This is a genomic window from Cellulomonas chengniuliangii (assembly GCF_024508335.1).
GTDB classification, from domain to species: domain Bacteria; phylum Actinomycetota; class Actinomycetes; order Actinomycetales; family Cellulomonadaceae; genus Cellulomonas_A; species Cellulomonas_A chengniuliangii.
The window spans coordinates 597,731-620,723 of record NZ_CP101988.1; the positions used below are offsets into that span (position 1 = coordinate 597,731).

Below are 22,993 nucleotides of genomic sequence, written 5' to 3' on the forward strand. Positions count from 1 at the left end.
GGACCCACCCCCCGGACACGACAGGACGAACCGATGGCACAGCGCATCGAGGTCAAGGACCTCAACATCTACTACGGCAGCTTCCGCGCTGTCGCGGACGTCGAGATGTCCATTGAGCCCCGCTCGGTGACGGCGTTCATCGGCCCGTCGGGCTGCGGCAAGTCGACGTTCCTGCGCACGCTCAACCGCATGCACGAGGTGGTGCCGGGCGCCCGCGTCGAGGGCAAGGTGGAGGTCGACGGCGTGGACCTGTATGGCCGCGACATCGACCCGGTGGCGGTGCGGCGGCAGGTCGGCATGGTGTTCCAGCGGCCCAACCCGTTCCCGACGATGTCGATCGCCGGGAACGTGCTCGCGGGCGTGCGGCTCAACAACCGCCGCATCTCCAAGGGCGACGCGGAGGAACTCGTCGAGTCCTCGCTGCGCCGGGCCAACCTGTGGAACGAGGTCAAGGACCGGCTCGACCGGCCCGGCGCCGGCCTGTCCGGCGGCCAGCAGCAGCGCCTGTGCATCGCGCGCGCCATCGCGGTCAGCCCGCAGGTGCTGCTCATGGACGAGCCCTGCTCGGCGCTCGACCCGATCTCGACCCTCGCGATCGAGGACCTCATCTCGGAGCTCAAGGCCGAGTACACGATCGTCATCGTGACCCACAACATGCAGCAGGCCGCCCGGGTCTCGGACCGCACGGCCTTCTTCAACATCGCGGGGACGGGGGAGCCGGGGCGGCTCATCGAGCTGGACGACACCGCCACGATGTTCTCCTCGCCTCGGCAGAAGGCGACTGAGGACTACATCTCGGGCCGCTTCGGCTGACTTGCGCCCGCACGACCAGAGCCCCACGACGTGGACGTCGTGGGGCTCTGGTCGTCGTGGCGCGAGGTCGCGCGGCGCCTGCTCAGCCGGCGGTGGGGGAGGCCGTGGGCGTCGGCTCGGCGGACGGCGCCTCCGTGGCCTCGGCCGTGGGCGTCGCGGAGGGCGACGGCGAGGCGGTGGGCACCAGGTCGGCGTACTCGGAGAGCGTGCCGTCCAGGACGGGCACGAAGATCGACTCGGCCCCGGCAGCGCCGGTGCTCAGCACGAGCGGGACGGCGGCGCCGGGAGCACCCGGGGAGGTGAAGGTGACGATGTCCCCGCTGGACCCGCCGAGCAGCACCGTGGCGCCTGCCGCGACCGGGACGGCCGCCAGCTCGACGTCGTCCTCGGTGCTCAGTGTGACGGTGAGGTCATCGCGGCCGGCGTTGGTGAAGGCGCCCTGCAGCGCGCCCTCCTCGCCCTCGCCCGCGGTGATGATCAGCAGGTTCTGCGCCGTGACGTCGCCGAGGGTCGCGCGCACGCCGTCCGAGGCGGCGTAGTCCATCTGGGTGGTGATCGTGTTGGTGGCCGAGCACCCGGCGAGACCCGCGCTCACCAGCGCGACAACGCCCGCCAGGGCGAACCGGCGACGGACGGACGAGACGCGGACCACGGTGACTCCTCGGGGCAGGGCGATGGGGCGGTTCGGGCGAAGCGCGTGGACGACCCGGGACGAAGGTCACCCAGGCACAGCCTAGTGGTGTGCCGCACCTGTCCCGGCCCCTGTACACGCGCGCGTCGCGTGACCTGCGGAAATGTGCTCGAGACGGCCGAGGAGGCCCATTTTCACCCGTGATAAGATGGATCTCCGCGAAAGGGGACACCTGCAGATGACTTTCACTGTTGGGGAGACCGTTGTCTACCCGCACCACGGTGCAGCGCTGATCGAAGAGATCAAGACGAGGACCATCCGCGGCGAGGACAAGCTCTACCTCAAGCTCAAGGTCGCCCAGGGTGACCTCACGATCGAGGTCCCGGCTGAGAATGTGGACCTCGTGGGGGTGCGTGACGTGGTCGGCCAAGAGGGCCTGGACCGCGTATTCGAGGTGCTTCGTGCGCCTTACACCGAAGAGCCGACGAATTGGTCGCGCCGTTACAAGGCCAATCTTGAGAAGCTCGCCTCAGGCGATGTCATCAAGGTCGCCGAGGTTGTGCGCGACCTTTCTCGGCGGGATGCCGACCGCGGCCTCTCGGCCGGTGAGAAGCGGATGCTCGCCAAGGCCCGGCAGATTCTCGTCTCGGAGCTCGCGCTGGCTGAGCACACCGAAGAGGAGAAGGCCGAGGCGATCCTCGACGAGGTCCTCGCGTCGTAACTCTGGCGCACCTCGTGCCTACGGGAACTGTGGCGTCGGCGATCGTGGCCACGAGAGCCATCGCACCTCGTCACCCTCGCGCGCGTCGCTGTGCGGCCGGAAGGCCGCCGGCGGCGCGCGCTGACGTGCGCCCGTCGGGAGGCCCTCGGTGAGCGTCGCGGTCATCGTCACCGCCGCGGGCAGCGGAAGCAGGCTCGGGCACGCGCTGCCCAAGGCGCTCGTGCCGCTCGGCGGGATACCGCTGGTCGTCCACGCCGTGCGGGCCATGGTGGAGGGGGCCGCGGCCTCGGTGCTGCCTGCCGAGCGGCTCGACCGGGTGGTCGTGACCGCTCCGCCTGACCGCCTCCAGGACTTCCGCGACGCGCTCGACGAGGCAGGGCTCGTCGCGCACGGGGCCGAGGCCCGGGTGGAGGTGGTTCCCGGGGCCGGCACCCGCCAGGGCTCGGTGGACGCCGGGCTGGCCACGCTGCCGCCCGAGGTCGACGTGGTGCTCGTCCACGACGCGGCCCGCGCGCTCGTCCCCCCGGACGTGGTGCGCGCGGTGCTCGCCGCGGTCCGCGCCGGGCACCGCGCGGTGGTCCCCGCACTGGCGGTCACGGACACGATCAAGCGTGTCACGGCGTCCGGCGCGGACGGCAAGGAGGGTTGGCCGGTGGTGGAGACTGTGCCGCGCGAGCAGTTGCGCGCCGTGCAGACCCCCCAGGGGTTCAGCCGCGGGCTGCTGGCGCGCGCCCACGACGCGGGACGCCTGCGGGCGCACGACGAGGCGGCGGCCGTCTCCGACGACGCCGGGCTGGTCGAGGCCCTCGGAGAACCCGTGTGGGTTGTCCCCGGGCACGCCGACGCCGTCAAGATCACCACGCCGTGGGACCTGGCCGTCGCCGAACTCCTGCTCGCCGGGCGGGGACCGACCGCCCTGAGCCAGCCAAACCAGCCAAGCCAGCCAAGCCAGCCACAGGACGGAACCCGATGAGCGCGCCCGACCTCCCGATGCCCCTGCCCCGGACCGGTGTCGGCGTCGACGTGCACGCGTACGCCGAGTCGCCCGAGCCCGGGGCCGTGCTGCACCTGGCTGGGCTGGCCTGGCCCGGGGAGCGGCCGCTCGAGGGGCACTCGGATGCTGATGTGGCGGCCCACGCAGCCGCCGACGCGCTGCTGTCCGCCGCCGGGATCGGCGACCTGGGCAGCAACTTCGGCACGTCGGCGCCGGAGTGGCGGGGCGCGGCGGGCACGGCGCTGCTCTCGGAGGCGGCGCGACGGGTCCGCGACGCCGGCTTCGTGATCGGCAACGTCGCCGTCCAGGTCATCGGGAACAAGCCGCGACTGGGACCTCGCCGCGACGAGGCGGTCGCGGCGCTGTCCCGCGCCGCCGGGGCCCCGGTGAGCGTGTCGGCCACCACGACCGACGGGCTGGGGCTGACGGGCCGGGGCGAGGGGGTCGCCGCGATCGCGACCGCCCTGGTGGTCGCGGTCGCGCGCCCTACCGGCGCTCAGGCGGACTGACGGGCTAGCCCGCCCGCGGGCCCCCGGGCGGGAAGCGTTCCCCGCCTCCATTCGCCTGACAGGTCTCGCATATGCGGGCAAATGTCGGGTACCGTCCCCGTTCGTGACGACGACGCACCGCCCACCGCCCCGTGCGGACTCCCGAGTGGGAGCGCTCGGAGGGCCTACCGGCCCCACGCCCACCGGTGAGCTGCGGAGCCAGCCCTCGGCGCTGCCGCGGCGCGAGGGGCCACCCCGGGTGCGGCTGCGGGTGCGCATCCCGGTCGACGTGCTCGAGGCGACGATCACGGGCCTGACCGAACTCGACGAGCACCAGCCCGCCGTCCTCACCCCGCAGGCCGTCGCCGCCGCCCCGCCGCCGTCGGACGACCACCTGGCCCGGCTCCGCGAACGGCCCGCCGAGCACTAGGGGATCAGCACCAGCTTTCCCCGAGGATGACCGCCGCGGCTGTCCGAGTGCGCGCGGCCGGCGTCCTCGAGTGGATAGGTGCGGCTCACGATGACGTCGAGCACGCCCTCGTCGGCGAGCCGGGCCAACCGGGAGCGGGCGGCGTCGCGGATGTCGTTCCCCGGGTCTGCGCCCGCGCCGGCTCCCAGGGTCGCGATGCCCAGCTCCGCGGCCCGGGCGACGCCGGCGATCGTCGCGATCCGGCTGCGGTCCTCCACGAGGGCGACCGACGCGTCGAGGGCCTCGTCCTCGCCCACGGTGTCGAGGGCGGCGGTGAACGGGCCCGTCTGCGCGGTGATCGCCTCGAGGCGGTCGAGCAGTCCCGGACCGTAGGCCACCGGATGGGCGCCCAGCTGGCGCAGGTCGTCGTGGGAGGCAGGGCTGGCCGTGGCCACGACCCGCGCCCCGGCGAGCGCCGCGAGCTGGACCGCGAGCCGCCCCACACCGCCGGACCCGCCGTGCACCAGCACGACGTCGTCGGGTCCCACCCGGGTGGCGGCGAGCAGGTGGACGGCGGCGGCGCCCGAGAGCAGCAGCCCCGCGGACTGTGCCCAGCTGAGCCCGGCGGGCCTTGGCGCGAGGACCCGTGCGGGGACGACGAGCCGTTCGGCGTAGCCGCCCGCCACTGGCCAGGCGATCACCTCGTCCCCGACGGCCTGCTCGACGCCGGGGCCGGCCTCCAGGACGACGCCCGCGACCTCGTAGCCCAGTCGCATCGGCAGACGGGAGGGGTCCGTGCCCCAGAGGCCGGAGTACCTCTTCCAGTCGGCGGGGTTGACCCCGGCGGCCCGCACCTCCACCAGCGCCTCGCCAGGGCCGGGCGGGGATTCCTGCGCCTCGACGACCGCGAGGGCCTCCGGCCCGCCGTACGCCTGGGCCACCACGACTCGACTCATGGCTCAGGCAAGCATGGGGTGGCGCGTCATGTCGCGCGCGGTCCGCCGACTGGTCCTTCCCGCCCTGCTGGTCGGAATCGGCCCTGGGTCAGCGCACGGCGCCGAGGACGCGGTCGGTGTAGGCGTTCGCGAACGCGCCCTCCGGGTCGGCCTTGGCGCGCACCGCGCGGACGTCGTCGAACCGCGGGTAGAGCTCGGCGAGGCGTGCGGCGTCGAGCCAGTGCAGCTTGCCCCAGTGCGGCCGGCCGTCCACCTGCGCCATGACGCGCTCCACCGCCTGGAAGTACCGCCGGTAGGGGAGCCGCAGGTACTGGTGGGCGGCGATGTACGCGGTGTCGCGGCCGTGGGCCGTCGAGAGCCAGACATCGTCGGCGGCGGCGAAGCGGACCTCGAGCGGGAACGGGATGTTGTCTCCCGAGGCACGCGTCCACGCGTCGATCTCGTCGAGCACGTCGCGCACCCGCTCCCGGGGGATCGCGTACTCCATCTCGCGGAAGCGGACGCGTCGGGGGGAGGCGAACACCTCGTGCGACGGAGCGGTGTAGGTGCGGGCGCTCAGGGCGCGGGAGGCGATGCGGTTGATGCGGGGAGTGAGGCTCGGCGCCGCGGCGGCGAGCCGGTTGGTGGCAGCGAACACCCCGTTCGACAGCAGCTCGTCGTCGACCCATCCGCGGACGGGGTGCAGGCGGGACCCCGGGTCGGACTGCGCGCGGTTGTTGGCCTTGGTCAGGGCCCGCCGAGTGTGCGGGAACCAGTAGAACTCGAAGTGGTCGTTGCCGTCGACGAGCCCGTCGGGGCCGTCCAGGCGGTCGAGCACCTCGTCGAGGGGCAACGGCGCCTCGACGGCGCGCAGCTCGAAGGCGGGCACGGCCTCGAGCGTGATCGCCGTCAGGACGCCCACGCTGCCCAGGCCCAGCCGCGCGACCTCGAAGAGCTCGGGGCGGTGCTCGCGGGACGCCTCGACGATCTCACCGTCGGCGGTCACCAGCCGCACCCCGACCACCTGCGCGCTGAGGCCGCCGAGCCGTGCGCCCGTGCCGTGGGTGCCGGTCGAGATGGCGCCGGCGATGGTCTGCCGGTCGATGTCGCCGAGGTTGCGCATCCCGAGGCCGCACGCGGCGAGCACCCGGTTCAGGGTGTGCAGGCGGATGCCGGCGCCGACGGTCACGTGCGCCGTGCCGTCGGGCCGCGGGTCGACGCGCTCGACCGTGCTGAGCGCGTCCATGCGCACCTGGATGCCGTCCGTGACGGCGGCGCCGGTGAACGAGTGGCCGGCGCCCACGGCCCGCACGCGTAGCCCGTCCCGCGATCGGACGACGGATGCCAGCTCGTCCGGGTCCCGCGGGCTGACCACCCGGGCAGGCCTCGCCGACTCGGTGCGCGCCCAGTTCTGCCAGAGGTGGTCCTCCGTGCCCATGCTCATCCTCAGACCTTCATTCTGGGCGGCCGTCCAAGTCAAGTGCCTGTTTCCCTTGACTATTGTCATGACCGCCGTTGAAATGAGGCGAGGGGGCGCGTGGATGCTGTTCGCACTGGCCGGTGCGAGACCACGCGGCGGATTCCGGGGGGAAACCATGAATCGCTTGCCAGTCGCCGAGAGGCGCGAACAACTCATCGAGGCCGCCCTGGCCGTGGCCAGCAGGGCTGGGATCGACGCAGCCACCGTGCGAGCCGTCGCCGCCGAGGCGGGCGTCTCGCTGGGCGTGGTCCACTACTGCTTCCAGGACAAGGACGAGCTGCTGCGCGCAGTGGCCGCCGCCATCACCGCGCAGAACCTCGCGATGTCGCAGGCCGCGATCCCTCCGGACGCGGACCTGGCCACGGTGCTCGAGCTCGCAGTCGAGGGCCTGTGGCGCGGCATCCGGGACAACCGCGGGGCCCAGCTCCTCAGCTACGAGCTCACCACCACGTCCCTGCGCCACTCCGAGCTCAACCAGGTGGCCAGCGACCAGTACCGCGGCACCTGGGGCGCCGTCGAGTTGTTCCTCGAGCGCATCGAGCATGGGGCCCAGGTGAGCTGGTCGGTTCCCCGGTCGAGCCTCGCGCGCACCCTCGTCGCCACCGTGGACGGCTACGCCCTCGCGTGGCTCGTCGACGGTGACGAGGAGGCCGCGATCGACGGACTGCACCGCTTCGCGCGCTACCTCGCCACCCAGACGGCGCAGTTCGCCCCGGCGGTCGAGGAGCAGCCGCTCGCGACGCCCCCTGCCACCGTCCAGCCCGTCGACGGTCCGGTGCTACCCGGGGTCGTGGAGCCCGTGAGCACTCCCGCGTGACCGCGGACCCCGGCGGCTCGCGCGACCCGCTGCTGCCGGCTGGCGCCCGTTCGGCCCGACGCGCTGTCGCGGGGGCCTTCGGCGCCCAAGGGCTGGCATACGCGGTGCTCGTCGCGAGCCTGCCGGGGTTCAAGGACCGATTCGGAATCGACGACGGCGTCGTCACCATCGTCACGCTGGGCATCTGCCTGATGGCCGGAGCCGGCACCGTCGTCGCCGACCGTCTCGCCCGCGGCCCAGGCAGCAGGACGGTGCTCGTCGCGGGCCTCGGCACGGCCGCCGTCGCGGTGCTGGTCATCGCGCTCGCCCCGGGGCGGGCAGTGTTCTTCGGCGGCTTCGCGCTGTACGGGCTGGCGCTCGGCCTCGTCGACGCCGGGACCAACATGCAGGCCGTGGCCTTGCAGCGGGTGTACGGGCGGAGCATCCTCACCAGCTTCTACGCGGCGTGGTCCGCTGCGGCGATCGCGGGCGCGTTGGTGGTGGTCGCCTACGAGGTGCTCGACATCTCCCAGCAGGCCGCGATCCCCGTCGTCTCCGTCGTGGTCGCAGTGATCGCGCTCGGTGTGCGGCGCGACGGGTGGCGCGCCGGTGACGTGCCGATCGGACCGACCGCTGCCGAGCGCAGCGCCGCCCGAGCGGTGCCGTGGTCCGCCGTCCTCGTGCTGGGCGCCGCTGTCGTCGCCTACTTCGTGGTGGACTCGGCCGCGCAGATCTGGAGCGCGATCTACCTGAGCGACGGCCTGCTGGCGAGCAGCAGCCTGGCGCCCACCGGCCTCGCGGTGTACCTCGCGATGACGCTCGTCTCACGGCTCGCGGGAGATCTGGCCGTCCGCCGCTGGGGGCGCGTCGCCGTGGTCCGCGCCGCCGGCCTGATCGGCGCCGCCGGGCTGCTCGGCGTGGTCCTCGCGCCTGGGCCGGCCGTGGCCGTGGCCGGCTTCGGCCTCACCGGCCTGGGCCTCGGCGCCATCGCCCCACTCTGCTTCGCCGCCGCGGGCTCGCTCGCGCCCGAGCACGCGGACGCCGTGGTGGCCCGGCTCAACGGCTTCAACTATGTCGGCGCCGTGCTCGGCGGGGTGCTGGTGGGCGCCGTCGGCACCGGGGCCTCGCTGCGGATCGGCTTCGCGGTGCCGCTGCTGCTCGCGATCGTCATCGTCGTGCTGGCCCCGCACTTCGGCACGCGCCCGGGCTCGGAGGACTCTAGGCACGCACGACAGCGGCCGCTCCCCCCGGCACGAGCCGAATGGTGACGGGCTGTCGAGATGCCGGGGCCCGCCGTCCTCGTGCTCACCACCCCGACCGACGAGATCTCGCCTGACATGGCGATCGCGATAAGAGAGGCAGACTGATGACCCTCCTGATCCTGCACACCCGCACCGCGAGCCGACGCAAGCACTTCGCCAAGGCCGTGGAGACCGCGCACGCGCTCGGCCACCGGGCGATCGTCGTGGTCGAGGAGCCCAGCTGGGAGGGCGAGTACGTCGACGAGGTGTACACCGCGCCCACGGGTGACCTCCGGGCGACCGTCGCCCGCTGCGTGGAGATCTCGCAGCTCGAGCCCGAGCCCATCGCGGGCGTGATCGCGTTCGTCGAGCACAGCGTCCCGACTGCCGCGGCCGTCGCCGCCGAGCTCGGGCTGCCGTCGATCTCCGTGGACACGGCCGAGAAGAGCCGCGACAAGCTGAGCATGCGTCAGGCGTTCGAGAAGGTCGGCATCTCCCAGCCGCGCTTCGCGCTCGCGTCCACGGTCGAGGAAGCCCTCGAGGCGGCGGAGTCGGTCGCGTACCCGCTCGTGATGAAGCCGATCATCGGGGGCGGCAGCATGTTCGTGCGCCGGGTCGACACGCCGGAGGAGCTCGCGGAGCACTTCGAGGACATCCGCGAGGGCGCCTGGGCCGGTTTCGACTACGACCCCCTCTTCATCCTCAAGTCGAAGTACTCGGAAGGGATCCTCCTCGAGGAGTTCCTGCCGGGGAACGAGATCAGCGTCGAGAGCTACGTGCAGGACGGCGTGACGACCGTCGTCGCCGTGCACGACAAGCCGACGCCGATGGACGGACCCTTCTTCGAGGAGACCTTCTACGCGACGCCGACGGTGCTCGCCGGTGCGACGCTCGCCAAGGTCGAGGAGTACACCGCGCTCGCCCACCAGGGCCTCGACATCGCCCAGGGTGCGACGCACACGGAGTTCCGGGTAGCCCCGTCGGGTGAGCCGTACATCCTGGAGACCGGTGCGCGCCTGGGTGGCGGACCCGTCTACCAGAGCGTGCTGCTCTCGACGGGCGTCGACATGGTCGAGGTCCTCACGAAGGTCGCCCTGGGCGAGGTGGCGGACGTGTCCGTGGACCCCGCGCGGGTGCGCCACGTCGGCTTCTCCCTGCACTTCGGCGAGCAGCCGGGCGAGCTCGCCGCCGTCGAGGGCATCGACACCCTCGAGGACCGGGACGACGTCGCGGAGGTCATGATCTACGGCAAGGTCGGCGACCAGATCGACGTGCCGCCGCGCGTGTGGCAGGCACAGGGTCACGTCCTGTTCACCGGCGACTCGCGTGAGGAGATCGTCCGGAAGCAGCGCGAGGTCAACGAGACGCTCCGGTTCCGGGTGCGGTAGGACGTCGCGGAACCCGAGCTGACCCGTCTCGTCGCCGCTCGGCGCAGCAGCGTCCTCGAGTCCGTCCGGGGCTTCCCCGACACCCTCCGCCTGCTCACGACGATCGGCGGCCTGGCGGTGCCCGACTCGGCGCGGCAGGCCGTCGACGCGCTGGTCAGGCCCGAGACGTGGGGCGCGGGGCGGCTGGTCGGCCACCTGCGCACGCTGCTTTAATGAAGCGCCCGCTCGCAGGCGGGCCCAGGGGGCGGCCGGTGGCCGTGCGCGATCGACCCGGCACCGCAGCACGCTCCGTGCGTGGCGGTGCGGGTCGAGCTCGGGAGGCCCCGCGCGAGAGCCAGTCCGACGGAGAGGGACGAGCCCTCTGACCATGCCCCAGCACACGAGGAGCCTGAGCCGACTCATGCACATCGCCACGGCAGCACACCCCGCGACAGAACGGCGTCACGACACGGTCGCCCGGGAGATCCGATGAGGTACCTGATCCTCAACCGCACCCCGCTCAGCCTCTTCCGGTTCGCGGACTGGCTCGGGGCCGAGCACGAGGCGGTCCTCCTGACCGACGCCGCGGCCCTCTCGGCCGACCCCGCGGAGCGTGCCGCCCAGCTCGCCGGGTACGCGCGGGTCGAGGTCGTCGACGACTTCCACTTCAACCCGTTGGTCGAGAGCCGGGCGCTCGCGCTGCACCGGGAGCAGTCCTTCGACCGCGTCCTGGCGGTTTCCGAGTTCGAGCTGCTCCGCGCCGCACGGCTGCGCGAGCTGTTCGGGGTGCCGGGTCAGGACGTCGCGAGCGCGACCGCCTTCCGTGACAAGCTCGCGATGAAGGACATCCTCTCGGCAGCCGGCGTGCCCGTCGCCGACTACGCGCCGGTCGCGAACCTCGCCGACCTGCTCCGGTTCGTCGACCGGGTCGGCTACCCCGTCGTCGTCAAGCCGCGACGTGGCGGCGGCTCCATGGACGTGCGGGTCGTGCGCGGCCCGCAGGACGTCGAGTCCCTCCTCCGCGCGCACCGGGAGCTGGGCGCCGACGACGGTGGGCAGCTCCTCGCCGAGCGGTTCGTCGAGCACGAGCTGCTGCACGTGGACGGCATGGTCGTCGCGGGCGAGACGCGCCTCATGTGGGCCTCGACCCAGGGCGAGACGAGCTGCCTGGACATCAAGGAGGGCCGCCCGCTACACAGCTGCCTGCTCGACCCCGAGGACCCGCTGCTCGAACCCGCACGCGACCTGACCCGGCGCGCCCTCGCGGCGCTGCCGACCCCCGAGACGTCGATGTTCCACGCCGAGGTCTTCCTCGCCACGGACGGCAGCCTCGTGTTCAACGAGGTCGCGAGCCGCGCGGGGGGCGGCATGATCGAGGACATGGTGGCGCTGGCGTTCGGCCCGTTCCTGCCGGAGCTCTACGTGCGGACCCTGGCCGGAAACGAGCCTCCCGTCGTCCCGTCGGCGCCCGACCGGATCGCCGGGCTCTCGCTGTTCCCGCCGCGTCCCGGCACGCTGGAGGCGATCCCCGACGAGTGCCCGGTGCCCGGCATCGTCGCGTACCGCAGGTACGCCGACCCCGGGGCCGAGCTCGAGCTCTCCCAGATGAGCGTCGGGAAGATCGGGTCGGTCCTCGCGGCCGGTGGGTCGCGCGCCGAGGTCGAGAAGGCACTGACCGAGGCGATCACGTGGTTCGAGACGGCGACCGTCATCCGGTCCGGAGCGACGCAGACCGTCCGGTTGTGAAGGAGACCCTGGACCTGGCCCGGCGCACCCCGGGCGTCCTGACGCTGCTCACGGGAAACTTCGCCGTCGCGTTCGGCAGCAACCTCGTGATCCCTTTCCTCGCCGTCTACCTGACGCGGGAGCTCGAGCTGAGCGCCGTCGTCGTCGCGATGGCGATCACCGTGAAGTTCTGGGCTCAGCAGGGTCTGTCCATGGTCGGGGGCTGGATCGCCGACCGCACCGGCGCCGTTCCCGCCATGTGCGGCGGTCTGCTGGTCCGGGCCGTCTCGTACCTGCTGCTCATGGGCGCCACCGGGTCCGTCACGGTCGTGGCCGCGTGCGCGCTCCTGGGCTTCGGCGGGGCCGTCTACGTGCCGGCGTCGAAGTCGGCGCTGGTGCGGCTGCTCGGCACCGGGGACCAGGTCCGGATGATCTTCGCGCTGCGCAGCACCGCGAACAACGCGGGCAGCGCCCTCGGACCGCTCGCCGGCAGCCTGCTGCTCCTCGTGGCCGACGCCCGGGTCAGCTTCGTCCTCACGAGCACCACCTACGTGGTCCTGGCGATCGTGCTCCTGCGCCTGCGCGGACTCACGGAGGGCGAGGAGCCCGGCGCGGCGGGCACGTCGAGCGACCCGGCTGCCGGCGACGCCCGCGCACCCGTGGACCGTCGCACGCTCGCCTGGATCCTCGCGTGCGCCTTCGCGTTCGGCTTCTGCTACATCCAGCTCGAGTACGCGCTGCCGGTGTACACGGGCGCCGAGCACGACCCCGCGCTCGTCGGCGTCCTCTTCGCGATCAACGCCGTCGCCGTGGTGCTGCTCCAGGTGCCGCTCAACCAGTCCACCAGCAGGGTCAGCAGCTCGGCCCTCGTCATCTGCGGCTCCCTGCTGCTGATGTCGACGAGCTTCATGGCCGCGTCCTGGGGAACCGTGGGCGGTCTTGTCGCGTGCGTGCTGCTGTTCTCCGCCGCGGAGGTCCTGATCGACCCGCGCATCGACGGGGAGATCGCCAACTCGGTCCCGGCGCACCGACGGGGCATGGCGTTCGGCCTCGTCGGCTCTGCGATCGGTGGGGGCGGTGCGTGCGCGAACGTGCTGGCGGCGTCGCTCGCCACGGGGGACGGCGGGCTCGAGAGCCAGTTCTGGTGGATCCTCGCGGTGGTCAGCGTCGGCTTCGCCGTGGTCCTCTACGTCGCTTCGCTCGCCGTCCGGCCGGGGCGCCGGGCGCCGGAGACCGTCGACGCCACACCGGTCGACGAGCACTGACCCGCGCGTCGCGAACGCGGTCCACGCCGCGCGCGGCACCGACGCCGATACTCCCGCGGCCCACCGGGCGCGGCACCGCTCCGCCACGGTGCCGCGCCCTCGGATCTCGGCGGCGTCAGACGGTGGCCAGTGACGACCAGGCCTCGTTGGGGCTGTTGGTGCAGGCGCCCCGCACCGGCCGTCCGGGGTGCGGATGGTCTGGTCCGCGGCCGAGTAGACCAGCGCTGCGTGGCCGAGCCGTTGCACTTCGTGGTGAAGCGAGGGAGATCGGACCTCGCGCTGACACCTGACGACGTCGGCGGTGACGTCGATCTCTGGAGATAGTGGAACTTTGCACTATCTGCTGTGCTCGTCGAGATACAGAGTCTCTCGCGCCCGAGCCCACGCTCGGGTCGGCGGTGACCGGGACGCCCGGCCAGCAGCCCGTCGCGAACGATCACGCCGGAACCTCCCCGGGACCGACCTGGCCGGGGCATGATGCAGGGCACGACCCGGCACGCGCTGGCTGCCGCACCACGCGGACCTGCGCAGCACGACCTCGCCGTCGCCGCCGGTCCGCGCGGGCCCTCGCCGGCCCCCGACACCCGGGAGAGTGCACCATGAGCATGCTCGGCACACGGCTCGACGCGGCGACCAAAGGGCTGCCAGCGCCTCTCGCAGTCGTCGACCTGGATGCCCTCGAGGCCAACGCCGACGACCTCGTGCGTCGCGCCGCAGGCGTGCCAGTCCGGGTCGCGAGCAAGTCCGTGCGGGTGCGCTCGGTGCTCGAGGCGATGCTCGCCCGGCCCGGCTTCGCGGGCGTGATGGCCTACTCGCTGCGCGAGGCGCTGTGGCTGGTCGGCGAGGGCGTGGACGACGTCCTGGTGGGGTACCCCACCGTGGACGAGGGCGCCCTGCTGGACCTGGCCGCGGATCCCGCCGCGGCCGGCGCGGTGACGCTCATGGTCGACGACGTGCTGCAGGCCGACATGGCGCAGCGCGCGGCTGCGTCAGGCGGCAACCGCCTGCGGGTCTGCCTCGACGTGGACGCGTCGCTGCGGATCCGCGTCGGGCCGGTGACCGCCCATCTGGGCGTGCGGCGGTCGCCGGTCCACAGCCCGGAGGACGCCGCCCGGCTCACCGCGGAGCTCGTGCGCCGCCCGGGGCTCGAAGTCCGTGGGGTGATGTTCTATGAGGCCCAGGTCGCGGGCATGCCGGACTCGAGCCTCGCCGTCCGCGCGGTCAAGCGGGCCTCGGTGGCCGACCTCGCGAGGCGCCGGGGCCAGGTCCTCGACGCGGTGCGCGACGTGCTGGGCCACGAGGTCGCGCTGGTGAACTCGGGCGGGTCCGGGTCCCTCGAGACGAGCGCGGCGGACCCGGTGGTCACCGAGGTCACCGCCGGATCAGGGCTGTACGTCCCCACCCTCTTCGACGGCTACCGGTCGTTCACGCCGCGTCCCGCCGCCTACTTCGGGCTCGACGTGGTGCGCGTGCCCGCCCGCGGGTTCGCCACGGTGGCCGGTGGTGGGTACGTCGCCTCCGGCCCCGCGAGCGGCTCGCGGCTGCCGCGCCCCGTGGCGCCGCGAGGACTCGCGCTGACCGGGCGCGAGGGCGCGGGGGAGGTGCAGACGCCGCTCCGGGGCGCCGCCTCCGCCGACCTGCGCATCGGCGACCGGGTGTGGTTCCGGCACGCCAAGGCCGGCGAGGTGATGGAGCGGTTCGACCGGGTGCACCTGGTGCGCGGCGACCGCGTCGAGCGCGTCGTGCCCACCTACCGCGGCGAGCAGCGGGCCTTCGGGTGAGCGCGGGGCGGCCGCCGGCGGACGCTGCGCGAGGTCCCGGCGCCGACCGGAGCCGCCTGCGCCGGTAACCTTGCCGGTGTGAGCCTTCGCCTGTACGACACCGCCACCCGTGAGGTGCGTGACTTCGTCCCCGTGGTCCCGGGTGAGGTCGGCATCTACCTGTGCGGTGCGACCGTGCAGGGCGCCCCCCACATCGGGCACATGCGCTCGAGCGTCGCCTTCGACGTCCTCGTCCGGTGGCTGCGCCGCAACGGCAACCGGGTCACCCTCGTGCGCAATGTCACCGACATCGACGACAAGATCCTCGCGAAGGCGGACGCCGCCGGGGAGCGGTGGTGGGCGTGGGCGCTGGCCAACGAGCGTGCCTTCACCCAGGCCTACGACGCCCTCGGGGTGCTGCCGCCCACCTATGAGCCGCGCGCCACGGGCCACGTGCCCGCGATGGTCGAGCTGATGCAGGCGCTCGTCGACGGCGGCCACGCCTACGTCGCGGGCGAGGGAGACGTCTACTTCGACGTCCGGTCCTTCCCCGAGTACGGCTCGCTGACCAACCAGCGCCTCGACGACATGGTGGCCACCGCCGACGGCGCCGGCGACGACGCGGACGTCACGAAGCGGGACCCCCGCGACTTCGCCCTCTGGAAGTCGCCCAAGCCGGGCGAGCCCGAGACGGCGTCCTGGGACACCCCGTTCGGTCGGGGCCGTCCCGGCTGGCACCTCGAGTGCTCCGCGATGGCCCGGCGGTACCTCGGCTCCACCTTCGACATCCACGGCGGCGGCCTGGACCTGCGGTTCCCGCACCACGAGAACGAGCAGGCGCAGTCCCGTGCCGCGGGGGACGGGTTCGCCCGGTACTGGCTGCACAACGGCTGGGTCACCCAGGGCGGGGCCAAGATGAGCAAGTCCCTCGGCAACGGGCTGCTGGTCAGCACGCTGCTCGAGACGACGCCCCCCGCGGTGCTGCGTTACGCGCTCACGGCGGTGCAGTACCGGTCCATGCTCGAGTGGACCCCCGACACCCTCGGCGAGGCCGAGGCGACGTGGGAGCGGTTCACCGGTTTCGTCGACCGCGCCACCGAGCAGGTCGGCCCGGTGGACGACGACGAGGTGGCCAAGGCCGAGCTGCCCGAGGGCTTCGTCACCGCGATGGACGACGACCTGAACGTGCCCGCCGCGCTCGCGGTGGTCCACGAGCACCTGCGCGCCGGCAACTCGGCGCTCGCCGAGCAGGACCTGGACGAGGCCCGTGCCGCGTTGGTCCAGGTGCGCTCGATGCTCGACATCCTGGGACTGGATCCCGGCAGCGCCCAGTGGCGCCGCCAGGGAGACGACCGCGGGTACTCGGACGCGCTCGAGGCGCTGGTCGCCGCCGAGCTCGCCGCCCGCTCCGAAGCGCGCGCCACGCGTGACTTCGCCACCTCCGACGCGATCCGGGACCGGCTCGCCGCCGCCGGCATCCTCGTCGAGGACTCCGCGACCGGCAGCCGCTGGTCGCTCGCGCACCGCAGTGATGAGGTCGAGAACTGATGCCAGGAAACTCGCAGCGCCGGGGAGCCACCCGCAAGCCCGGCTCGAAGAAGGGCGCGCACGTCGGCACTGGCGGCAAGGGACGGCAGGCCCTCGAGGGCCGCGGCCCCACGCCCAAGGCCGAGGAGCGCCCCTACCACCCGGCCGCGAAGCGCAAGGCCGCTGCCGAGCGCCGCGGCCCGGTGAGCGGAGGCGCGCCGAACCGCATGGGACGCACCTCGCGGAGCGCCGCAGGCACCCGCGGGGGCAAGGGCGTCAGCGCCACCCACGAGATCGTGTCCGGCCGGAACTCGGTGGTCGAGGCGCTCCGCGCCGAGATCCCCGTCCAGACGGTGTACTTCGCCACCCGCATCGAGGCTGACGACCGCACCCGCGAGATCCTGCAGATCGCCACCGGCCGCGGCTACCCGCTGCTCGAGGTCACCAAGCCCGAGCTCGACCGGCTCACCGACGGCTCGGTGCACCAGGGCGTCGCCATCCAGGTGCCGCCGTACCAGTACGGCGATGCCGACGACCTCCTCGACGCGGCCGCTCTGCTCGACCAGGCCCCGCTCATCGTGGCGCTGGACGGCGTGACCGACCCGCGCAACCTCGGCGCGGTGCTGCGGTCCGCAGGCGCGTTCGGCGCGCACGGCGTCGTCGTCCCGGAGCGCCGGTCCGCGAGCGTGACCGCCGCCGCGTGGAAGGTCTCCGCCGGCGCCGCCGCCCGCGTCCCGGTCTCCAAGGTCACGAACCTGACGCGCACCCTCGAGACCTACCGCAAGGCCGGCTGCTTCATCATCGGCCTGGACGGCGGCGGGGACACCCCGGTCGCCGACCTGCCGTTCGCCGCCGACCCGTTGGTCGTCGTGGTCGGCTCCGAGGGCAAGGGCCTCTCGCGCCTGGTCCGGGAGCACTGCGACGCGATCGTGTCGATCCCGATCACCTCGACGACGGAGTCGCTCAACGCCGGCGTCGCCGCGGGGATCGCGCTGTACGAGATCGCCCGGCAGCGTGGGGCTGCCCAGCAGGGCTGACCTGCGCGGGCCTCGCAGCGGGGCGGCGCCCCGAGCACAGCAGGACCCCGACGCCCGGGCCGGCCAGCGACGATCCGTCGAGGCCGGCCCGGGCGTCCGCACATCAGATCTCATAGTGGTCCGCGAGCTGGGTGTACGCCCGGTCGTGGTAGACCAGCGGACCTCCCTCGGCGCTCGTGTCCGAGGTGATCGCCTGGACGGTCACCAGGTGGCTGTCGCCCACCGCGATGCGCTCGAGCACCCGCCCGTGCACCCACGTCCGACTCCCGGTGAGCACGGGCTCCCCGCCGGCGAGCCGGATGTGCTCGGTGCCCGCGAACCGGTCGATCCCGTGCGTGGCGAACCGCGTCGAGAGGTCGGCCTGGCCGTCGCCCAGGAAGTTGACCACCACAGTGGCGGCCCTGGCGAGCGCTGGCCAGCTCGAGGACGTCGACGCGATCGAGAACGCCAGCACCGGCGGGGCGGCCGACACCGAGATCACCGACGTCGCGGTGAACCCCACCGGGAGCCCGGTGCGCGGGTCCGCGAGCGTGACGACCGCGACCCCGGCCGGGTGGCGGCGGAACACCTGCTTGTACTGGTCCGGGGACAGGTGCGGCTCGTCATGGGCCCGGACGGGAGCCGCCGGGCGGGCCTCAGCGAGGCCCCGCGTCCCGGCGCACTGTGCGCGCACCGGCGTGTCGGCGGTCATGCGCGGACCGCCGCTGCGTCGAGCAGCGGGCCATGGGCGTCCACCCAGGTCGCGACCACCTCGTCCAGGTCGGCGAGCTGGGCCTCCGTGAGCGCGAGCGCGCGGGTGGGGACGCTGGCCCCCAGCTCGACGAGCAGCGGCCGCAGATGCACCTCCCCGGCCAGGGAATGCGCGGGACTCCCCGAGACGACGAGCGGCACGGCGACGACGCCGCGCAGGCCGTCTGCCCCGTACAGGTCGAGGAAGGCCTTCAGCAGCCCGGTGTAGCTGGCCTTGTAGACGGGGGTGGCGACCACCGCGACGTGCGCGGACGCCAGCCGGCGCAGCGCGTCGTCGACGGCCGGCCGGGTCGCCGCGAAGAGCTCGGGCGCCAGGTCCGCGAGGTCCACGGTGGGGGTGAGCCCGCCGCCGAGCCGTTGGGCGATCGCCCGGGACAGCGACTCGGCGGCGACCCGGGTGCGGGACCCGGGTCGCGGGTTGCCGACGACGGGGAGGACGTGGAGTCGGGAGCGCGACGCGCTCGACGCGTCGGTCGCAGGGGTGGTCGGGGTGACGGCTGACGTGGTCATCTGATGGTCCTCGGATGTGCCGACGGATCCGTGCGCGGCGTCGCCCTCCACCCGGCTCGACGCAGACCGAGGAGGAGCGGGACGACCGCGCAGGTCGTCGAGGTCGATCACGCTTGCCGTGTCCCTCAACACGGCCAGGTCGTCTCCCGGAGCACCCCGCCGTGACGCTGGGGTTGCTGGCCAGCAAGCCGGGGCTGTGCTCGTGCGAGCGCTGGCACTCAAGACCTCGGCAAGTTGTAGCACGCCGTCTTCGCGACGGGCGACCGGTGTCTCACCACACGACCCGAAACGCCCCATCTGTTGACGGCCCGTCGACGTTCGCCCTAACGTCCGTCGCGTGAGCACCTCCACGAACCGCCGCCACGGCCTGAGCGATGTCGTCTTCGCTGCCGTCGCGCGCTGTCGCTGTTGTTGACGCTCGTCTGCTGATCTCCGGAACGGCAGGCGGGGTCCAGGTCCCGCACGCGCCCGGATCCCCGCCCGACAGCGGCTCACACCCTCCCCGCCCTCGCGTCTGACGACGCTCGGTGGGCGAGCCGAGGCTCATGCCGCCCGCGCTCAGCCGCACCGCCACCGCCGGCGCGCGCACGTCCGGCCCCTGGGCTCCGGCCCGCACCGCCCTCCCACGCCGCCGCTGTGCGCGGTCGCGTCAGGGCGCGCCCTTCCCCAATCCCGCATCCGCGAACGCGCCGTGCCCCGTGCTGCCAGCAGCCGGCCGCGCTGGATGCCGCCCGTGGTCGAGGAGACCCCATGTCGCACCCACCTGTCCCGCTGTCCGTGCTGGACCTGAGCCCGGTCTCGTCCGGGAGCACCCCGGCCGACGCGCTGCGCCGCACGCTCGACCTGGCCCAGGCGGCCGAGCGAGCGGGGTACCAGCGGTACTGGCTCGCCGAGCACCACCTCAACCCGGGGGTGGCCGGCGCCAGCCCTGCCGTGGTCGCCGCCCTCGTCGCGCAGGCCACCACGGCCATCCGCGTCGGCTCGGCGGCCGTGATCCTGGGCAACTACTCCCCGCTGCAGGTCGCCGAGCAGTGGGGGACCATCGCCGCGCTGCACCCGGGGCGGGTGGACCTGGGGATCGGCCGCTCGGGCATCGGTCGATCGGGCGGCGCGGGCCGTCCAGGCGCCACGCCCCCCGGGCGGGCGGACGCCGGAGGGGTGGCCCCCGCCGAGCAGTCGCCCCCGGCGCCGGCTGGCGCCCCGGTCACGCCGGTTCCCGGTGATGCGGGGAGGTGGCAGGTCGTGGACGGGGTGGTGATCCCGCCGGTCCGGCCCACGGCCTACGACCCCGCGCGGCTCGCACTCCAGGCCCGCCTGCTCGGGCGCGCCCCCGGCGACGGGGACGGGTTCGGCGCCGATGTGCGGGACATCCTCGCGTTCTTCGCGGGCACGTACCGGGCGCCCGAGGGGCGGCCCGTCGCAGTGACCCCCGCCGAGGGCACGGATGTGCAGCTGTGGGTGCACGGGTCCAGCGCGGGGCCGAGCGCTCAGCTCGCCGGCGAGCTCGGCCTGCCGTACGGCGCGAACTACCACGTCGCGCCCGCGACGCTCCTGGAGTCGGTGGCGGCGTACCGGGCGGCCTTCACGCCGTCCGCTGACTTCCCGGAGCCCTACGTCATCGTCTCGGTGGACGTCGTGGTCGGGGCCGACGACCAGGCAGCGCGGGCGCTCGCGGCCGGCTACGGGCCGTGGGTGCAGTCGATCCGCAGCGGCCACGGCGCCATCCCGTACCCGGACGTCCACGAGGCCCGCGCGATCCAGGCGGGCTGGGCGCCGGAGGACCACGCGGCCGTGCGCGACCGCACCGAGACCCGGCTCGTGGGCTCGCCGCAGACGGTCGTCACCCGTCTTGCGGCACTGCAGCGCCTCACTGGCGCGGACGAGCTGCTCGTCACCACGGTGACGCACCGCCACGAGGACAGGGTCCGCAGCTACGAGCTGCTGGCGGAGGCGTGGGCCGCGCAGGCGACGCCGGCCGTCGCGCACGTCGAGCACCAGCACGCGGACGCGCTCGACGCGGCCGCCACCGCGGCCACCACGGAGCTGCTGCGCGCGGCGGCACGGTCATGACCGTGCAGACGCGGCCCGTCGGGTCGGCAGGGGTGGCGGACCTCGAGGTGCGCTACGTGCACCAGAGCGACCCACTGGTCCGCCCGCTGCTGGACGACCTTGCCCGGGAGTACGCCGACCGGTACGAGAGCCTGCGGGAGACGATCGCCGACGACCTGTCCCGGTACCCGGCCGAGGAGTTCGCCGGCCCTGACGGCGCCCTGGTGCTGCTGCTCTCCGACGGCGCGCCCGTCGCCGGCGGCGCCTTCCGCCGGTACGACGACACGACCGCCGAGCTCAAGCGGATCTGGACCCGCTCCGACCAGCGTCGCCGGGGCCTCGGCCGCCGGGTGCTCGAGGAGCTCGAACGGGAGATCGGCGCCCGGGGGTACACCCGCGTGTACCTCACGACGGGGCCGCGTCAGCCCGAGGCGTGCGCGCTGTACCTGTCGACGGGCTACGCGGCGCTGTTCGACGTGGCCGCCGATCCCGAGGAGCTCGACGGTCCCCTCCCGTTCGAGAAGCGCCTGCGACCGGCGGCTCCCGAGGACGTTGCGGTCACGACCGGCGCGACCGGGCCCGCCCTCGCCCCGCGACTGGCCGCGACGGCGGTGGACCTCGACGCGCGCGTCGTCCCCGCGCGCCACGTCGGACGGTGGCTCGCCACCGCGGGGACGCTCGTGCTGCTCGCGATGGTGATCAGCTCGCTGACCACGAACGCCCGCTGGGAATGGTCGATCGTCTGGCAGTACCTGACCTGGCCGTCGGTGCTCGACGGCCTGTGGGGCACGGTGCGGCTCACGGCGACGGCCGCGGTGATCGGCTTCGGGCTGGGCACGGTCCTGGCGCTGATGCGCCTGTCGCCCTCGCCGCTGCTCCGGGCGGTGTCCTGGACCTACACCTGGGTGTTCAGGTCGGTGCCGCTGATCCTGCAGCTGCTGCTCTGGTACAACCTCGCGTACCTGTACCCGACCCTGTCGCTCGGCGTCCCGTTCGGCCCCGAGCTCCTGCAGTTCGGCACGCTGGACGTCATCGACAAGTTCGGGGCGGCGGTGCTCGGGCTGGGCCTGTCGCAGGCCGCGTACTCGGCGGAGATCGTGCGCGCGGGAATCCTCTCGGTCGACCAGGGGCAGCACGAGGCTGCCGCCGCCCTGGGCCTGCCCCGTCGCCGCCAACAGCGCCGGATCATCCTGCCGCAGGCCATGCGCACCATCGTGCCGACCGCCGTCAACGAGATCATCGGCCTGGTCAAGGGCACGTCGGTGGTCTACGTGCTCGCGTACGGCGAGCTGTTCTACATCGTCGGGGTGATCTACGGCCGCAACCAGCGCGTGGTGCCGCTGCTGCTCGTCGCGGGCATCTGGTACCTGCTGCTCACCACCGTCATCACGGTGGTCCAGTACTACGTGGAACGGCACTACGCGAAGGGCGCCCTGCGCACGCTCCCGCCCACACCGGTGCAGCGCGTCCGCTGGGCCGCCGGGGTGCTGTGGTCCCGGGTCACCGGGCGGCCGCTGCCGCAGGGCCTCCCGCCCGGCCACCTGGCCCGGACGTCGCTCGCCTCCCACGTGCTCGTCCGCAGCCGGGCCACCGCTCAGGGTCGGGGAGGGCAGCTCTGATGGGGGCGGCAGGGCACGTGGAGGTGCGCGGCGTGCACAAGGCCTTCGGCCCGCTCAAGGTGCTGCGCGGCGTCGACCTGGAGGTCCGGCCCGGCGAGGTGACGGTGATCCTGGGCCCCTCGGGCTCGGGCAAGTCGACGCTGCTGCGCGCGATCAACCACCTCGAGAAGGTGGACCGGGGACTGGTGTCCCTCGACGGCGAGCTGATCGGCTACCGGCGCACGGCACGCGGGACCCTGCAGGAGCTCAAGGAGCGGGAGGTGCTGCGGCAGCGGTCGCACATCGGGTTCGTGTTCCAGTCCTTCAACCTGTTCCCGCACCTGACGGCGCTCGAGAACGTGGTCGAGGCCCCCGTGTCAGCGCAGGGCCGGCCGCGGGCCGAGGTCGAGGCCGAGGCGCGCGCGCTCCTCGAGCGGGTGGGACTCGCGGACAAGGCCGACGTGCACCCGCGCCGGCTCTCGGGCGGGCAGCAGCAGCGTGTGGCCATCGCACGGGCCCTCGCGCTGCGCCCCAAGGTCGTCCTGTTCGACGAGCCGACGTCCGCCCTCGACCCCGAGCTGGTGGGCGAGGTGCTCGACGTGATCAAGGACCTCGCGTCGTCGGGGACCACGCTCGTCGTCGTCACCCACGAGATCGGCTTCGCCCGCGAGGTCGCCACCACCGTGGTGTTCATGGACGAGGGGCTGATCGTCGAGCAGGGCACGCCCGCCGAGGTCCTCGAGCACCCCCGGCACGAGCGCACCCGCGCGTTCCTCGACAAGGTCCTCTGACCTGCCGTCACCCGACGGCTCCCCAACCCCGGGGCGCGTCCCCGAGGGGCGCCCGCACGCCGTGCGCGCGTCCGCAGTTCCCGTTCCGACCGAGAGTGAGCTTCCC

At 73.6% G+C, this 22,993-nt stretch carries 21 protein-coding genes and 1 riboswitch; of the genes, 16 read left to right on the top strand and 5 right to left on the bottom strand.

Annotated features, from left to right (window positions below; translation table 11 throughout):
• Nucleotides 1–33 precede the first annotated feature (33 nt).
• A complete protein-coding gene (gene pstB, locus NP064_RS02830) occupies nt 34–813 on the top strand; it encodes a phosphate ABC transporter ATP-binding protein PstB (protein ID WP_227568017.1) in 780 nt (259 codons plus the stop codon).
• An 82-nt stretch (nt 814–895) separates the two neighbouring features.
• Here pstB and NP064_RS02835 read toward each other — a convergent pair whose 3' ends face one another.
• Nucleotides 896–1,465 carry a hypothetical protein gene (locus NP064_RS02835; RefSeq protein WP_227568016.1) on the bottom strand — a complete coding sequence of 190 codons (570 nt, stop codon included), beginning with the start codon at nt 1,463–1,465 and terminating at the stop codon, nt 896–898.
• A 217-nt stretch (nt 1,466–1,682) separates the two neighbouring features.
• Between NP064_RS02835 and NP064_RS02840 the strand changes: the two genes are divergently transcribed.
• From NP064_RS02840 to NP064_RS02855, 4 genes are all read left to right on the top strand, one after another.
• Nucleotides 1,683–2,165 carry a CarD family transcriptional regulator gene (locus tag NP064_RS02840; RefSeq protein WP_028046210.1) on the top strand — a complete coding sequence of 161 codons (483 nt, stop codon included), beginning with the start codon at nt 1,683–1,685 and terminating at the stop codon, nt 2,163–2,165.
• Nucleotides 2,166–2,313: 148 nt separating this feature from the next.
• Nucleotides 2,314–3,138, top strand: a complete 825-nt coding sequence (ispD, locus tag NP064_RS02845; protein ID WP_227568015.1) for a 2-C-methyl-D-erythritol 4-phosphate cytidylyltransferase — start codon at nt 2,314–2,316, stop codon at nt 3,136–3,138.
• Entirely contained in the window at nt 3,135–3,668 is a 534-nt protein-coding gene (gene ispF, locus NP064_RS02850; RefSeq protein ID WP_227568014.1) for a 2-C-methyl-D-erythritol 2,4-cyclodiphosphate synthase, read from the top strand. The genes ispD and ispF overlap by 4 nt, the downstream gene beginning before the upstream one ends.
• Before the next feature lie 103 nt (nt 3,669–3,771).
• Entirely contained in the window at nt 3,772–4,077 is a 306-nt protein-coding gene (locus NP064_RS02855; protein ID WP_227568013.1) for a hypothetical protein, read from the top strand.
• Here NP064_RS02855 and NP064_RS02860 read toward each other — a convergent pair.
• Nucleotides 4,074–5,012 carry an NADP-dependent oxidoreductase gene (locus NP064_RS02860; protein ID WP_227568012.1) on the bottom strand — a complete coding sequence of 313 codons (939 nt, stop codon included), beginning with the start codon at nt 5,010–5,012 and terminating at the stop codon, nt 4,074–4,076. The genes NP064_RS02855 and NP064_RS02860 overlap by 4 nt on opposite strands.
• A gap of 88 nt (nt 5,013–5,100) precedes the next feature.
• Nucleotides 5,101–6,435 (bottom strand): D-arabinono-1,4-lactone oxidase, encoded by a 1,335-nt coding sequence (locus tag NP064_RS02865; RefSeq protein WP_227568011.1) that lies wholly within the window; start codon nt 6,433–6,435, stop codon nt 5,101–5,103.
• Between the two features lie 151 nt (nt 6,436–6,586).
• Here NP064_RS02865 and NP064_RS02870 point away from each other — a divergent pair, with 151 nt between their 5' ends.
• The 8 genes from NP064_RS02870 to rlmB all read left to right on the top strand — a co-directional run bounded on the left by NP064_RS02870 (nt 6,587) and on the right by rlmB (nt 17,189).
• Entirely contained in the window at nt 6,587–7,288 is a 702-nt protein-coding gene (locus tag NP064_RS02870; protein WP_227568010.1) for a TetR/AcrR family transcriptional regulator, read from the top strand.
• Complete coding sequence (locus NP064_RS02875) at nt 7,285–8,535, top strand: MFS transporter (RefSeq protein WP_227568009.1); 1,251 nt, start codon at nt 7,285–7,287, stop codon at nt 8,533–8,535. Before NP064_RS02870 ends, NP064_RS02875 begins: the two co-directional genes overlap by 4 nt.
• A 98-nt stretch (nt 8,536–8,633) precedes the next feature.
• On the top strand, nt 8,634–9,896 hold the full coding sequence (locus NP064_RS02880; protein ID WP_227568008.1) for an ATP-grasp domain-containing protein: 1,263 nt from the start codon (nt 8,634–8,636) through the stop codon (nt 9,894–9,896).
• 468 nt (nt 9,897–10,364) lie between these two features.
• Nucleotides 10,365–11,621: an ATP-grasp domain-containing protein gene (locus tag NP064_RS02885; protein WP_227568007.1), complete on the top strand. Its 1,257-nt coding sequence runs from the start codon at nt 10,365–10,367 to the stop codon at nt 11,619–11,621.
• Entirely contained in the window at nt 11,618–12,865 is a 1,248-nt protein-coding gene (locus tag NP064_RS02890; protein WP_227568006.1) for an MFS transporter, read from the top strand. Before NP064_RS02885 ends, NP064_RS02890 begins: the two co-directional genes overlap by 4 nt.
• Nucleotides 12,866–13,464: 599 nt before the next feature.
• Nucleotides 13,465–14,646: an alanine racemase gene (locus tag NP064_RS02895; RefSeq protein ID WP_227568005.1), complete on the top strand. Its 1,182-nt coding sequence runs from the start codon at nt 13,465–13,467 to the stop codon at nt 14,644–14,646.
• Nucleotides 14,647–14,724: 78 nt separating this feature from the next.
• Nucleotides 14,725–16,173 (top strand): cysteine--tRNA ligase, encoded by a 1,449-nt coding sequence (gene cysS / locus NP064_RS02900; RefSeq protein ID WP_227568004.1) that lies wholly within the window; start codon nt 14,725–14,727, stop codon nt 16,171–16,173.
• Nucleotides 16,173–17,189, top strand: a complete 1,017-nt coding sequence (gene rlmB, locus NP064_RS02905; RefSeq protein WP_227568003.1) for a 23S rRNA (guanosine(2251)-2'-O)-methyltransferase RlmB — start codon at nt 16,173–16,175, stop codon at nt 17,187–17,189. Before cysS ends, rlmB begins: the two co-directional genes overlap by 1 nt.
• Nucleotides 17,190–17,292: 103 nt before the next feature.
• On the opposite strand, the gene NP064_RS02910 is transcribed toward rlmB, so the two are convergent.
• Together NP064_RS02910 and NP064_RS02915 are read right to left on the bottom strand one after the other, a co-directional pair.
• The gene (locus NP064_RS02910) at nt 17,293–17,880 is read right to left on the bottom strand and encodes a flavin reductase family protein (protein ID WP_227568002.1); all 588 of its coding nucleotides are present in this window, start codon (nt 17,878–17,880) and stop codon (nt 17,293–17,295) included.
• Nucleotides 17,877–18,449, bottom strand: a complete 573-nt coding sequence (locus NP064_RS02915; RefSeq protein WP_227568001.1) for an NADPH-dependent FMN reductase — start codon at nt 18,447–18,449, stop codon at nt 17,877–17,879. The genes NP064_RS02910 and NP064_RS02915 overlap by 4 nt, the downstream gene beginning before the upstream one ends.
• 104 nt (nt 18,450–18,553) lie before the next feature.
• Nucleotides 18,554–18,675, bottom strand: a riboswitch (SAM riboswitch).
• A 524-nt stretch (nt 18,676–19,199) separates the two neighbouring features.
• Here NP064_RS02915 and NP064_RS02920 point away from each other — a divergent pair.
• The 3 genes from NP064_RS02920 to NP064_RS02935 are packed head-to-tail and all read left to right on the top strand — an operon-like array spanning nt 19,200 to nt 22,887.
• Nucleotides 19,200–20,519 carry an LLM class flavin-dependent oxidoreductase gene (locus NP064_RS02920; protein ID WP_227568000.1) on the top strand — a complete coding sequence of 440 codons (1,320 nt, stop codon included), beginning with the start codon at nt 19,200–19,202 and terminating at the stop codon, nt 20,517–20,519.
• Complete coding sequence (locus NP064_RS16735; RefSeq protein WP_431355873.1) at nt 20,516–22,117, top strand: ABC transporter permease subunit; 1,602 nt, start codon at nt 20,516–20,518, stop codon at nt 22,115–22,117. Before NP064_RS02920 ends, NP064_RS16735 begins: the two co-directional genes overlap by 4 nt.
• Complete coding sequence (locus NP064_RS02935) at nt 22,117–22,887, top strand: amino acid ABC transporter ATP-binding protein (RefSeq protein WP_227567999.1); 771 nt, start codon at nt 22,117–22,119, stop codon at nt 22,885–22,887. The genes NP064_RS16735 and NP064_RS02935 overlap by 1 nt, the downstream gene beginning before the upstream one ends.
• The last annotated feature ends 106 nt before the right edge of the window (nt 22,888–22,993 follow it).

Coding starts and splice junctions, on each gene's coding strand:
- NP064_RS16735 (WP_431355873.1), top strand. CDS start 20,516: ATGACCGTGCAGACGCGGCCCGTCGGGTCGGCAGGGGTGGCGGACCTC.
- NP064_RS02895 (WP_227568005.1), top strand. CDS start 13,465: ATGAGCATGCTCGGCACACGGCTCGACGCGGCGACCAAAGGGCTGCCA.
- rlmB (WP_227568003.1), top strand. CDS start 16,173: ATGCCAGGAAACTCGCAGCGCCGGGGAGCCACCCGCAAGCCCGGCTCG.
- NP064_RS02885 (WP_227568007.1), top strand. CDS start 10,365: ATGAGGTACCTGATCCTCAACCGCACCCCGCTCAGCCTCTTCCGGTTC.
- pstB (WP_227568017.1), top strand. CDS start 34: ATGGCACAGCGCATCGAGGTCAAGGACCTCAACATCTACTACGGCAGC.
- NP064_RS02840 (WP_028046210.1), top strand. CDS start 1,683: ATGACTTTCACTGTTGGGGAGACCGTTGTCTACCCGCACCACGGTGCA.
- NP064_RS02870 (WP_227568010.1), top strand. CDS start 6,587: ATGAATCGCTTGCCAGTCGCCGAGAGGCGCGAACAACTCATCGAGGCC.
- ispF (WP_227568014.1), top strand. CDS start 3,135: ATGAGCGCGCCCGACCTCCCGATGCCCCTGCCCCGGACCGGTGTCGGC.
- NP064_RS02860 (WP_227568012.1), bottom strand. CDS start 5,012: ATGAGTCGAGTCGTGGTGGCCCAGGCGTACGGCGGGCCGGAGGCCCTC.
- NP064_RS02910 (WP_227568002.1), bottom strand. CDS start 17,880: ATGACCGCCGACACGCCGGTGCGCGCACAGTGCGCCGGGACGCGGGGC.
- NP064_RS02935 (WP_227567999.1), top strand. CDS start 22,117: ATGGGGGCGGCAGGGCACGTGGAGGTGCGCGGCGTGCACAAGGCCTTC.
- NP064_RS02880 (WP_227568008.1), top strand. CDS start 8,634: ATGACCCTCCTGATCCTGCACACCCGCACCGCGAGCCGACGCAAGCAC.
- NP064_RS02915 (WP_227568001.1), bottom strand. CDS start 18,449: ATGACCACGTCAGCCGTCACCCCGACCACCCCTGCGACCGACGCGTCG.
- NP064_RS02865 (WP_227568011.1), bottom strand. CDS start 6,435: ATGAGCATGGGCACGGAGGACCACCTCTGGCAGAACTGGGCGCGCACC.
- NP064_RS02920 (WP_227568000.1), top strand. CDS start 19,200: ATGTCGCACCCACCTGTCCCGCTGTCCGTGCTGGACCTGAGCCCGGTC.